The organism is Wolbachia endosymbiont of Madathamugadia hiepei, from assembly GCF_013366855.1.
GTDB lineage: Bacteria > Pseudomonadota > Alphaproteobacteria > Rickettsiales > Anaplasmataceae > Wolbachia.
The window spans coordinates 1-13311 of the sequence record NZ_WQMP01000010.1 but is presented as its reverse complement, the minus strand read 5'-3'; the positions used below and the strand labels follow the sequence as shown (position 1 = coordinate 13311).

The window sequence follows — 13311 nt, the reverse complement described above, 5'->3', positions numbered from 1 at the left end:
TTTTTATGGGTTTTTTAAACCTCGTTGGTTCTCTCATATGGCTTCTCTAAAATTTTGTTCACAGAGACTACGATTCAGCTACTTTTAAATGCAAGTAATCAAAACTGTAAACATTAAGAAATTTACTAAGCAGGAAAAAGGGCAAAAAAACTCTAGGGCAGCTAGTATTCAAATTCTCCCTTGTCTATTTGACGTTCTATACTGTCTTAAACGACTTATAAGCGCGTTTCAGCTTGAAAACCAGAAGTTTTAAAAAGACGTGAGGTGCACATAGTGCAAAAAATTAAACATAAGACGCCAAGTACATTGAGTTTTTTGTCGTTTTATCTGCACAGACTGAAGATAAATAATAGCTTCAGTTTCATTATAAGGGTAACCGGCAAAGGTTGTCAAGTAGTTTTTTTCATTTCCATTGAATACCAACGCGCTGCCAGAAGTTTGTTATGCGAGAGGTTTACTAGACCAGATCTAATCAGAGAGAGGATTTTCTTACTTTTTCCTTGTTTTCGTTTTCATTTCTCACAATCTTTTTCCCACTTAATATATCTTTGATTTCATCTCCTGTTAAAGTCTCAAACTCTAGCAGGTTTTCAGCGATAAGTTCCAGATCTTTGCAGCATTTGGTCAAGATATCCTTTGCCTTTTCATAGCATGAAGATACAACTCGTTTTACTTCCTCATCTATGAGCTTTAGAGTGTCTTCAGAAATTATATCAGAACCATGCACGTTTTGTTCACGACTATGATATATCGGTCCTACCTTATCGCTCATCCCCCATTTTGTTACCATAGCGCGTGATAAATCAGATGCTTGTTTTATATCCGAAGATGCGCCGCTTGTAATTTTATCATAACCAAAAATTAGCTCTTCTGCTACTCTTCCACCCATAGCAACGGTTATGTCTGCTATCATCTTTTCCCTTGTATGAGATACTCTGTCTGTTTCCGGCAATCTCATAACTAAACCTAGGGCTCTACCCCTTGGAATGATAGTTGCTTTGTGTATCGGATCGGAGGCAGACATATTAACAGCAACTACTGCGTGACCAGCCTCATGGTAAGCAGTGAGCCTTTTTTCCTCTTCTGTCATAATTAAGGAACGCCTTTCCACGCCCATCATCACTTTATCACGTGCATATTCAAAATCATCCATAGTAACAATTTTCTTGTTCCTTCTTGCAGCAATAAGCGCAGATTCATTCACTAGGTTTGCCAAATCGGCACCTGAGAAACCTGGTGTTCCTCTTGCAACTGTTTTTACATTTACATCTGGTGCTATCGATATTTTTTTTATATGTGTATTTAATATCTTTTCACGCCCATTTATATCAGGTAAAGAAATAGTGATCTGACGGTCAAAACGACCAGGTCTAAGCAGAGCTGGATCTAAAACATCTGGACGATTGGTTGCAGCAACTATTATCACACCTTCATTAGACTCAAAACCATCCATTTCAACTAATAACTGATTTAACGTTTGTTCTCTTTCATCATTGCCACCACCAAGACCAATGCCACGATGCCTACCCACTGCGTCTATCTCATCTATGAAAATTATACATGGAGCGTGTTTCTTGCCTTGATCGAACATATCGCGTACACGGCTTGCACCAACACCAACAAACATTTCGACAAAATCAGATCCAGAGATGCTAAAAAATGGCACATTAGCCTCACCTGCAATCGCACGAGCAAGTAGGGTCTTACCAGTTCCAGGAGAGCCAATTAAGAGGCACCCTTTTGGTATTTTTCCACCCAACACTTGAAATTTTTGCCTTTGTTTAAGAAAATCAACAATTTCTACCAACTCTTCCTTTGCTTCATCAATTCCAGCAACATCGTCAAATGTCACTTTTTTTCCACTAGTCATGAGCCTAGCTTTTGATTTGCCAAAGCTTATGGTTCTGTTGCCTCCTGCTTGTGTTTGTTTTAAAAGGAACAGCAATAACCCGATAAAAATAAATGTTGGGATCCATTGAATAAGTAAGCTCCCAATGATGCTCATTGCAGAATCTCCAGTTGAAAAGGAGAATTTCACTTTTCTGTCATGCAAACTTTTTATTAAGTCACTATATATAACACCACTTGAGTTAAAACTTAATCCATCTCTAAACTTGCCTTCAATGTTCTGATTTCTTATGACAACACTTTCTATGTCACTATCTTCCAGCTTAGTTAAAAATTCTGAAAAAGGTATAGTTGTTTTACTTTTTCCTGTATTTCCGCTGAACTGGATATAAGCAACCGAAACAAGTACAACTATTACTAGCCAAATCAATAGGCCTTCTAAAAATTTTTTCATTGTTATTTTTGACTAAATATCAATTAAGTTTACCAGATTTTGTTTTATTATGCTATTAGTAATGCATTGAAACTTGCCGTTATGGGTATTTTCTTCATTATAATTTATATAAGAATAAGCCAGTATCTTTTCACCTTTTAGCACCACAGGTAAAGAGTAAAAAACCTCAGAACAGCAATTATAGTCTTTTAAGAACGTAGGAATCTTATGCGTTTTCTTTAACGGGACAATAGTTACTGAACACTCCTGATCCCCAAGTATTGTGCAGCTGAATCTGTTATCCCATTCAACAGGACCATTGAGTGGCAAACTTACAGATACTTCCTGTATTTTTGATGGTTCTCTAATTACCAATATGCTTTCTTTGTACTTCCTTATTTTACACTCAGAAAGTGTACAATGAAGATCGTTATCCTTTTGCAATATTTGGTTAAATGTTGCAATAAGATTGTTATATCTTAGTTTGTAATGTTTACTGCTGATTACCATTATAGAATAGAGCAGAAGCCTCAAGGCTATTTCTTCAGGCAATTTATGAAATTCACTTAGTTTGATTTCGATGTAACCAAGATCATGAACATTAACACAGTCATTAAACGCAAGACGCGTGTAGTGCATCAACGCTTTTGCAGCTCTTTTCATGTGGAGAGCTGTGAGGCATATTCGCCCTATTAAAGTCTCCTGATTATCACTTACTTTAAGCAGGTTGCGGTATAACGTGCGCCTATATTTCAAATCTTGATTACTTCTGTCTTCGACCCATCTTAGCCGATGAAAGTTTGCGTATTTTTCTATTTCACTACGACTAAAATTTAACAACGGCCTCAGTACATAAATACCATTAAAAAAAGACTTACAATCCATAGATGACAATCCATCTATGCCGCTACCACGTTCAAGCCTGAGTAGAAACGTTTCTGCTTGATCATCCTTATGGTGAGCAATGAGTAGGTGCTTAACATCGTTACTTTTGCACCACTTTGTTAGCAGCTTATATCGTGCTTTTCGTGCTTGTGATTGAACATTACCTTTAATATTTTGCTTCTCCCATTTTAATATGAACGATTCCTCTACTCCAAGTTCTTTTGCATAACTTACAACAAATTCGGCTTCCTCTTGAGACTCTTGACGCAATGCATGATTTACTGTTAATGCTATAGGAAGAGGACATTGTCCTTTTTTTGTCCAATTAATCATTAAATGCAATAAAGCTATACTGTCTATACCACCTGACACTGCAACTGCAACTTTATTGTTATGGATAGCAAAACCCTTGATTACATCTTGAAATAATAATTCTAATTCCATTAGGTCCCTTGCATAATTTGCTTTCTTAAGTCAATTATATAGGAAATAACACTTGCTGGATTCCAACTATGCATTGTGTTTTTTTGTGCCCTCCTCCCCTTACAACCTAAGCGTCCTTATACTATTGCAAGTGCCCTTATCTTTAGTTATCCCAGTGCTTGACACTGGGATCTAGGTTTTAATGCGAAAAACTATTTCTTTGCTTCAGAAAATAAGAACTCCACCCTACGGTTTTTAGCATGCTGTTTTTCATACTTGGAATTCTTAGAGTCGTCCTGTACATAAACTAAAGGTTCGGCCTCACCTCTAGAAGCAGTTTTTATTCTATTTTCTAGATAAGGTGTACAGCTAACCATAAATTTCTTAGCTGCATCTGCCCTTCTCTCGCCCAGTGCAACATTGTACTCATAAGAACCACGATTATCAGTATGACCAGTTACAGTAACCTTCATATCAGGGTTATTTTGCAATACCTCCATTACATCGAGCAATACATCTGCACCTGCTTCGCCAATATTAGATTTATCATAATCAAAAAAAACTCTTTTTTCGCTCACCCGTTTAACAACAGAATTCATTTTATTTGCTGTGTTCACTCCTTTCTTTGGACAAGAGCTTACACCAGTAAGCAGTAAACAAAAACAGCACATTACAACTAATCTACTCCACATCACTAAACCTCCATAAATTTTTAAATAGTGCGTAACTTTAAATTTTAGTATTTAATAATCTCTCTATAGCAGTATAGTCAAGAAAAATAAAATACTAAATACTTTTCTACAATCTTACAATTAATTTTCTAATAAGGTGCTAGACTTTTTGTGGAAAAATCTAGTAAAGGTACAGAATACATAATTTTTTGTTGTACTTTGAGTAAATATACTTTTAACTTTATTATTAATCTATTACGATATTAAATATATGTTTTCTAAAAAATGAACAAATATGAAATCTCATAAATTCTTAGAGGAAGTGTTGTATAAGGTAAAGAGTATTGAAAATACGCTAAAAGTACTAAGCCAAAGCCAATTAAACGTAGAAGACAAAGTTGAGCAAATGGGTCTTCTAGAAGAAATTAAACATGAAATTATTTCTCACGACATAATAAAAGAATCATTAATAGAAGCAAGTGCTCTTGGCAATAAAAGGAGTGTTAGCAATCGGCAGCTAAAATTAATGGAGAGAATGCATAAGAGCAGCAGTGCTATTCCCATTGATTTAGTAAAGTCTTTATCCCAAGCTAAAGTTGAGTGCCAAAATTTATGGAAGCTATCTCAGTCTGAAACTAGCAGCTTGGAAAAGCTGAAAAAACGCTTTGCTGATCTGGTCAAGCTCGTTCGCGAAGTTGTTTCTATAAAATCGCAGCAATTAAAATGCTCAAAATACGACTCACTGCTTGCTGACTATGACTTTGATATCACAGAAAAGAGCATAAAGGAAATATTTCCTAAGGTAGGCAAATTTTTTTGTGAAAGTGTAGATAAAATAATTGAAAAGCAAAAGAAAGACAAAGCCATTAATATGCAGAAAGTTGCTACTCAAAGGCAGATTGAACTCGGCTCGCTGTGTCTACAGAAAATGGGTATTACATTATGCCATACTTCTTGCCACCACCCTATAGATTACAATGAATCTGATTTTTGTTGCGGTTTGTTTCTACTTTTACGATGTAGTGGCCATGAAATTTATCGAAAATGTTTAGCGCAAAATTCTGTAAGTAGCCCAATTGCAGAACACGTTATGTATGAAACCCAAGGATTATTCATGGAAAGGGTGATTGGAACATCTAGAGAATTTATTGAGTTTATTCAATCGTACATAAAAGAGAAGTTTACCATAAAAGGTAAGACTAATGCAAAATTTAGCAGTGTTGAGAATTTGTATTTGGTTTTCAATAAAATAAATTTTTCCTCCCTTTTAAAGAATGCAGATGAGCTTAGTCTGTTAGCTCACATCATGCTGAGGACTAGGTTAGAACAGAATATAATAAATGGTACGTTAGAGGTCAAAGACCTCCATGATGCATGGCTGGAAGGTATGAAGCATTATAAAATTCCAGTAAAAGCTAAAAATGAACTAGACACTTATTTTCAAGATGAATACTGGGCAAGCGGAATCATGGGATATTTCCCTATTAAAATTATGGCTTTAATTACCGCTGTACAGATTTTTTCTTTCATTAAAAGAAATCATCACGAGTTCTTAGGTGCTATAATGAAAGGAGATTTTAGTTTACTTATCAACTGGTTATCCCAAAATATATGCAGTACAAAGTATGGTTTTTCGGATCTACTAAAAAAAGTAACAGGCAAGGGGTTAGACGTTGAATGCTGTACTAATTACTTATCTGAAAAGTATAATTTGTCTCAATAAAATGTTTTTTTGAGTTGTATATGAGTTTTTTTCAGAAATTAACTAGAAAATTTTGTAACATTTTCACTTTCAAAGGTTTATTTGCTAGCGATATTGCTATAGATCTTGGCACTGCGAACACTTTAGTTTATCAAAAAAATCAAGGAATAGTGCTTGATGAGCCTTCAGTTGTAGCAAGAATAAAGGAAAAAGGAAGCTATGTTCCTTACGCTTTTGGTAAAAAAGCTAAAATGATGCTAGGAAAAACGCCTGGAGAAATAGAGGCAATCAGGCCATTAAAAGACGGGGTAATTGCTGATTTTAAAAGTGCGGAAGAGATGCTAAAGTATTTCATACGCAGTGCAAATACAAAACTCACTGTTAATAAACCTAACATTATCATATGTGTTCCATCTGGGTCTACTCCAGTTGAAAGGCGTGCTATACAAGATGCAGCAGAAAGTGCTGGTGCAAATGAAGTATTTTTGATTGAAGAGCCAATGGCTGCAGCAATTGGTGCTGGACTTCCAGTTACCGAGCCTGAGGGTTCCATGGTTGTTGATATAGGAGGGGGTACAACCGAAGTTGCAATTATTTCTTTAGGAGGAATTGTTTATTCACGGTCTGCCAGAGTAGGTGGCGATATTATGGATGAAGCAATAAAATCATACATTCGTGAAAACCATAAGTTATTGATTGGTGAAACAACAGCTGAAAAAATTAAGAAAAGTGTAGGTTCGGCTAGCCTACCGGGTGAAAATAACAAAGAGGGAATGATGGTTAAAGGTAGGGACTTAGTGAGCGGTATGCCAAAAGAAATGCTTTTATCAGAATATCAGGTTGCAGAGAGTTTAATAGAGCCTGTGCATCAAATAATTTCTGCTATTAAGACAGCATTAGAGAGCACTCCTCCTGAACTTTCTTCTGACATAGTCGACAAAGGGATAGTTTTATCTGGTGGTGGTGGATTATTACGCAATTTAGACAAAGTTATTAGTGAAACAACAAAACTGCCAGTGCGTGTGGCAGATGACCCGCTTTGTTGCGTTGCCTTAGGTAGTGGCAAAGTGCTTGAAAACATGGATTATTTCAGCCATGTTTTATTTAAGCAAGATTAATTATGATGACTGTCTTTAAGGTAGTTCATTTTATAGCAAACTCTATTCCAAACACGAAAAGATGTTATCCAAGTAGCGACACACAACTGCATGATAGATACGATCGTACATTAAAGACCTAATCTATTTTGTTGAGTAACTTGAGGTGCGTGTTGAGTAACAATAACTTGCTTTAGGTCATTGGCGCCAAGATCGCTGCTTGCTGGATGAATAGGCGGAGTTCGGAATGTTTTAAATGCACAGTTAAGTTCCTTCATTTCTATTTCTTCAATAATTGGAGGTTTTTCTGTTGGGGTGTGGAAATCGTACTTTTCAACTCGTTCAGTAAAGCTTTTGTATTTTTCCTCTAACCAAGTTCCAATTTCATACATAGTTAAATATGCATCCATTTTAAAACTTTCCCATGATCTGCCTAAACTGGCTAATGTATTGTTGAAGTAAATTGTTACGTAATCTCTTTTTGTGTATTGATAACTTTCTCTATCTGATTGTGTGTTGCAAGTGCTATTTTTTGGAAAGTAACCAAATATATCGTACATTTTGAGCTCCATTTACTAGTATATATACATTATATATTAATAAATTAAAGCTATCAACAATAAGTTATTCTCAATTTGAACTCTGCAAAGTTTTTGCTCTCGCGCAATTAAAGCCGAGATAAGTTCTCAAATAAATCAGGCAAAGTTTCTTACAAATCACCAGCTACCAAAATATCATCATCTCCTAAGTAATTTGGTTGTACTAGGTTCATTGCAATTATCTTTCCCTTTAATAGGCTTTTTACATAAAAGCTAAAAAAAAGCAAAAGAACCCCTGGTCAATATCTGTTCAAAAATATTGGCATCTTTTTAGCCTTAAACGCTGCAATTTAGCTGCTTTTAAACCGCAACTAACCTTAGCTTAATGCTTAAGAAATTTACTAAGCAGAAAAAAAGACAAAAGAAATTGCGTGGTAGAAGTTGCTCACTCTCTAATCCTGCAAATTGGCGTACTATACTGTCTTGAATGACTTATAAGCACGTTTCAGCTTGTATAGGCAAAAACCTAGAAATCTACGTGAAATTAATAAAGACATGAGGTGCACATAGTGCAAAAAATTCAACATAAGACGCCAACCGTGATACTTTCGTCGTTTAATCTGCACAGATTGAAGCTAAATGAATAGCTCCAATACTGTAATAAGGGAACTAAAGGAATTTGTCAAGTAGTTTTTGTTTCTGTGAATTATTTAGCTTACGGCTAACAATGTTTGCACAAGTGTACTTATTTGTATTTAACTGCTATAACATTTAACATACTGCCTTTGCAATTCATGTGTCGAAGTTTCTCAGTCTCTTATATTCGTATAATAAGCCACAGAGCTATATTTGAAGGAATTCTATGTGGACAAAAAACAAAGTCTTTAACCGCAGAACATTCATATTAGGTGGCATTCAGCTTACCATCTCTACAATTTTTAGTTATAGGCTATATAATTTACAAATACGGAATAGACAAAAATACGAAGCGCTGTCTAACAATAATAGGATACGGATTGCCAATATTGTGCCTAGGCGGGGCAGAATTTTAGATAGAAATGGCATCGAACTCGCGGTAAACAAAATCGTGTTTAACGAGCAGAAAATTTCTGGTAAAGAAGCTGATTTGCAGGTGTTATCAGAAATTGAATCTGATTTAGCAAGACCTTCGGGGACAAAAATAACTGCTCTTTATAAACGTTACTATCCGTTTGGTTCGATGTGTTCTCATGTACTTGGGTATACGAAAAAACAGCAGGAAATAAGCGAGGTAGGAGTAAGTGGCATTGAGTATACGTATGATCATATATTAAAAGGTGAACCAGGGAAATCTGAGCAGGAAATAAATTCCAAGAAGCGTGTTATGAGAGAATTATTGAACATACCACAGCAAGACGGGCAAGATGTGCAGCTGACAATTGATATTGATCTGCAGAAGAAAATTGCAGAGGTATTTCAGGGTCACAAAGGCTCTACAGTGGTCATTGATGTAAATAATGGGGAAATTTTAGCGTTATACAATTCACCTTCCTACGATAATAATCTCTTTACTAGCAGACTATCAAATGAGACTTGGGAGGGTCTAAATGCTCCCTCATTACCGCTTGTAAATCGTGCATTATCGTATCAAATTCCACCTGGTTCGATATTTAAAGTAATAGTTGCGCTTGCAGGCTTAAAGGACGGAATAATCACACCAGAAGAAAAATTTTCGTGTAGGGGCTATATGACAATAGGAGAGCGGAAATTCCGTTGCCTGAAAAGCAAAGCCCATGGATATGTATCTTTAAACGAGGCAATGACTCTCTCATGCAACACTTACTTTTATAATATAGGAAAAAAAATAAGTATAGACTCTCTAGTAGAAATGGCCAGAAAATTCAGTATCGGAAGCGGGCCACTGATTGGAACGTTTAAGGAGGAAGCTCCAGGGTTATTGCCTGATAGAGATTGGCGCATGCGGAAGCTATGTTCACAGTGGTATTTGGGTGACACTATCAACTTGGTTATAGGACAGGGATATTTGCTTACAACACCACTGCAGCTTGCAGTTCTTGCAGCAAGAATTGCAACAGGGAAAGAGGTGATTCCCCACATTGAGATGAGCAAAACGACACAAGATTTCCCTAACATTGACGTGGATCATGAGCACCTTGACATAGTTCGAAAAGCTATGTTTGATGTGGTGAATTCTAAAGCTGGAGCCTATAGAAAAGGGCTTGAGTTTATGCAAATTGCCGGCAAAACCGGTACTCCAGAGATAAACTCCAGGGGTGAAAGCCATAAATTGTTTATCTCTTATGGTCCCTATCATGGCCCGCGCTATGCAATCTCTGTGTTCATAGAACACGGCAAAGCTCCACGCCGGGATGTTGCTATAGCGAGCGAGATATTGCGATATGCGCTGAGAAAATGATTCTATAAATATTATATGGCCATTGTTGATCGTATAGTAAATTAAAATAATTGTCCACAAATTATTGACAGGTATGATAATTTAGCTATTATCAATATTGTATGAACTAGTGAGGTAAAGAAATGCGTACATCAAATTTTGGCTATTTAATAGCTATTTTATCATCGTCTGTATTAAGTTTTATAGCCGGTCAATATCTTCCTTATGTTTTGCAGCATTTTCTGATACGATTGCAACAGTTCCTTTGGCGATTTTTACTATTTCTGCTGTTGTTGCACTGGTTTCAGTGATATATCTTGTCAAACTGATCATTCCTAAAGCTGGTAATAAAAAAGAAGCAGGCCTTAGTAAAGAGGAACCCAACAAGGAACAGCTAACAAGAGAAGTGACAAAAGAATCTGTGCTTAAAAATAAACCAATTGGAAAAGAATCTAATAATCCTGTTGAGTTTGGAACACAACAAAATTCAAGCGCCAGTGTGTTGCCACCTCCACCTACGATACAAATCAATCTCCCCAAAGTGTTGAGGGGTGCAAAAAAAAATAAAACCGGTAGCTCTAGCGGGCCTGAAAATGAGGTTAATAATCTAATATATCTTTTTGATGCTTTAAATAGGGAGATTAAAGTTTATCTGCAGAAAAAGAAGATTAGTAGAGAAGGTGATACTCCTAAGCAAGATCCAGAAAAGTTGAGTGCAACACCCAAAAGTCATGAGGACAACGCTGACCGAAAGACGGGAGAAGAGCTCGTTGCAAAAATTAAAAGGGAGCAAGCAGAGAGGAAAAGGCAATCGCAGTTTAATCGTACAGATATAGTTTCGGTTCTTATGAAGAGAAGAAAGGTAATTGAAGAAAGCGAACGTTCTGACAGTAGTTTAGGTTGGTTTACAGATAAAAGTGAAGGCAAACGGAAAGAGACAAAGCAGAAGAAGCAGACAAAACACAGAAAAAAATTTACACCCTCAGACACCCTCAGCCAGGTAGTGAAACAAGAAGCGAAAGTTCCGACAATGATCATATACCTAGTGATAATGAAAATCGGAATGCGCACCAAGGAACTATCGTGCAGGTATCTTCAAGCTCCCAATTAGGCCATATAGAAAAAAACGGATCTCCCGACGGTGGTTATATATCCGATAATAACGTAGAACTTAAACCCATATCTCCGCTACATCCTGAACCAAAGTCAGGAAAGCCACAGGTACTATCTAAGCCTGCTTATTTACAGATAAAATCCAAGGCTCCTCCTGTAAAAAGAGAGTGTGATACGAGTACAGTGGATAGTGAGATAAAAGACCCACCTACTCTTTCTTTTAAGGAGCGTGTTAGAAGGTTCGGAGATTAAAAGGAAAGTACTATAACTTCCCTTCTTTTTCAAAATAAGTTTACCTACGGATTTGATTGTACTAAAATTACTCAGTACAATCAAATTTATCAAATGCGCTTATCTAAATATTACCTGCCAACTTTAAAAGAGATCACGGCTAGTGCTGAAATTGCTTCTCACCGATATTCGTTACGTGCGGGCTTAATAAAGCAGACAGCGTCTGGCATTTATTCTTGGTTATCGCTCGGTCTGCACGTGCTTAGGAATATTGAAGATATCATCAGAGATGAAATGAATAAAGCTGGTGCAATTGAGGTATTAATGCCTTGTGTGCAGCCAGCAAGCCTTTGGCGAGAATCAGGACGCTATGATGATTACGGCAAAGAGATGCTGCGTATTAAGGATAGGCATGAGAGTGATATGCTTTTCGGGCCAACGCATGAGGAGGTAGCAGCTGATTTGATTAGAGGTATAGTAAAGAGTTACAAGGATTTACCACTTTGTTTATATCAAATTCAGTGGAAGTTTCGCGATGAAGTAAGGCCTCGTTACGGTGTTATGAGAGGCAGGGAATTTTTAATGAAGGATGCGTATAGTTTCGATATAGACTATGAAAATGCACTGAATTCATATAATTTGATGTACAAAACTTACATAAAAATCTTCAAACGCATGGGACTTACTCCAATTGGAGTAAGAGCAGACACAGGGCCAGTTGGAGGAAATTTAAGTCATGAATTTCACATATTGGCAAGCACTGGCGAGAGCACTTTATACTACGACAATAAATTTCCCGAGTTATTAGAAAGTGAAGATATTGAAAGTTTGAAAAGTATATACGCAGTTGCAGATGATATGCACGACCTCAAAACTTGCCCTATACCGCAAGAACAGTTAAGCGTTAGTAAAGGTATTGAAATAGGTCACATTTTTTATTTTGGTGATAAATATTCGAAGCCAATGAATGCAAAAGTCACCTCACACGATGGAAAGAATGTCAATATACATATGGGTTCGTATGGGATTGGGATCTCAAGGCTTGTTGGTGCGATAATAGAAGCTTTTCATGATGATAAAGGGATTATCTGGCCAGAGGCGATAGCTCCTTTTAGGATTGGTCTAATCAATTTACAAACGAAAACTAGCGAATGCGTGGAGATTGCAGACAAAATATACAAAGCTTTAAAAAACGATGAAGTGCTTTACGATGATACGGAGGGAAGCGTAGGAGTGAAATTTGCTAGAACGGACCTAATAGGCTTACCATGGCAAATAATTGTTGGAAAGAAAGCAGCAAGTGAAAATATAGTTGAAATAAAAAATAGGGCAACTGGAGAAATTGAGGAAATGCAGATTGAAGAAGCAATAAACCGCTTCAATGCAGAATGATACGCGGCATCGGCACTGACATAGTATATATACCAAGAGTATTGAAAATACTGCAGAAGTATGGGGAAAAATTCCTCAATAAAGTCTACACTGAGCAGGAAATAGAGATAAGCAGAAAGTACAACAGTCAAGAAATACAGGCAAAGTATTTTGCCAAACGCTTTGCAGCAAAGGAGGCTTTTGTTAAAGCATTAGGCAGTGGATTCAGCCAGGGCATTACAATGAAAAACATAGAAATATACAATGATATAAGAGGAAAGCCGCATCTAGCCATTGGCAAGGATTCTATCTCCAAGGACCACATAATTCACCTCTCCCTAAGCGATGAAGGGGGTTACGCTACTGCATTTGTTGTGATCTGCGGCTAGTTTTACAACTATTGTGATTTAAACGGGCCAAAAAAAACTGCTTGACAACTTTCGCCGTTACCCTTATAACGCTAACTATGGATTAGCCGAGGAAGAAAGAGTTGGAAATGGAAGGTTTTTTGCGTTGTAAAGAATATGAAATAAGCGTAGAAAAGATGTGAACTAAAAAGTTAATAGGAGATCTATGGCGAGTATGTTCAATTTCTAATCTGTT

At 36.7% G+C, this 13311-nt stretch carries 11 protein-coding genes and 1 pseudogene; 7 read left to right on the top strand and 5 right to left on the bottom strand.

All coding sequences use genetic code 11. The features are described 5' to 3' along the window. Positions 1 to 472 precede the first annotated feature (472 nt). The 3 genes from ftsH to GO685_RS00730 form a co-directional block, all read right to left on the bottom strand. Positions 473 to 2302 carry an ATP-dependent zinc metalloprotease FtsH gene (gene ftsH / locus GO685_RS00740; RefSeq protein ID WP_175937130.1) on the bottom strand — a complete coding sequence of 610 codons (1830 nt, stop codon included), beginning with the start codon at positions 2300 to 2302 and terminating at the stop codon, positions 473 to 475. A gap of 12 nt (positions 2303 to 2314) precedes the next feature. Then, positions 2315 to 3610: a tRNA lysidine(34) synthetase TilS gene (tilS, locus tag GO685_RS00735; protein WP_175937129.1), complete on the bottom strand. Its 1296-nt coding sequence runs from the start codon at positions 3608 to 3610 to the stop codon at positions 2315 to 2317. Between the two features lie 191 nt (positions 3611 to 3801). Then, on the bottom strand, positions 3802 to 4281 hold the full coding sequence (locus tag GO685_RS00730; protein ID WP_175937128.1) for an OmpA family protein: 480 nt from the start codon (positions 4279 to 4281) through the stop codon (positions 3802 to 3804). 274 nt (positions 4282 to 4555) lie between these two features. On the opposite strand from GO685_RS00730, the gene GO685_RS00725 reads away from it, so the two are divergent. Then, the gene (locus tag GO685_RS00725; RefSeq protein WP_175937127.1) at positions 4556 to 5983 is read left to right on the top strand and encodes a gluzincin family metallopeptidase; all 1428 of its coding nucleotides are present in this window, start codon (positions 4556 to 4558) and stop codon (positions 5981 to 5983) included. A 20-nt stretch (positions 5984 to 6003) separates the two neighbouring features. Further along, positions 6004 to 7080: a rod shape-determining protein gene (locus GO685_RS00720; RefSeq protein ID WP_175937126.1), complete on the top strand. Its 1077-nt coding sequence runs from the start codon at positions 6004 to 6006 to the stop codon at positions 7078 to 7080. A gap of 110 nt (positions 7081 to 7190) precedes the next feature. Here the strand turns inward: GO685_RS00720 and GO685_RS00715 are convergent, their stop codons facing one another. After that, entirely contained in the window at positions 7191 to 7619 is a 429-nt protein-coding gene (locus GO685_RS00715) for a WD_0964 family protein (RefSeq protein WP_175937125.1), read from the bottom strand. A gap of 841 nt (positions 7620 to 8460) precedes the next feature. On the opposite strand from GO685_RS00715, the gene GO685_RS00710 reads away from it, so the two are divergent. The 5 genes from GO685_RS00710 to GO685_RS00690 all read left to right on the top strand — a co-directional run bounded on the left by GO685_RS00710 (position 8461) and on the right by GO685_RS00690 (position 13097). Then, entirely contained in the window at positions 8461 to 10014 is a 1554-nt protein-coding gene (locus GO685_RS00710) for a penicillin-binding transpeptidase domain-containing protein (RefSeq protein ID WP_175937124.1), read from the top strand. Between the two features lie 244 nt (positions 10015 to 10258). Continuing rightward, positions 10259 to 11104 (top strand): hypothetical protein, encoded by an 846-nt coding sequence (locus GO685_RS00705; RefSeq protein ID WP_175937123.1) that lies wholly within the window; start codon positions 10259 to 10261, stop codon positions 11102 to 11104. After that, positions 11077 to 11358, top strand: coding sequence for a hypothetical protein (locus GO685_RS00700; RefSeq protein ID WP_175937122.1), 282 nt, complete (start codon positions 11077 to 11079; stop codon positions 11356 to 11358). Before GO685_RS00705 ends, GO685_RS00700 begins: the two co-directional genes overlap by 28 nt. A gap of 93 nt (positions 11359 to 11451) precedes the next feature. After that, a complete protein-coding gene (gene proS, locus GO685_RS00695; RefSeq protein ID WP_175937121.1) occupies positions 11452 to 12729 on the top strand; it encodes a proline--tRNA ligase in 1278 nt (425 codons plus the stop codon). Next, positions 12726 to 13097 (top strand): holo-[acyl-carrier-protein] synthase, encoded by a 372-nt coding sequence (locus GO685_RS00690; RefSeq protein ID WP_175937120.1) that lies wholly within the window; start codon positions 12726 to 12728, stop codon positions 13095 to 13097. The genes proS and GO685_RS00690 overlap by 4 nt, the downstream gene beginning before the upstream one ends. Before the next feature lie 82 nt (positions 13098 to 13179). Here GO685_RS00690 and GO685_RS00685 read toward each other — a convergent pair. Continuing rightward, positions 13180 to 13311 (bottom strand): annotated as a pseudogene (locus GO685_RS00685) (IS982 family transposase); the annotation flags it as partial.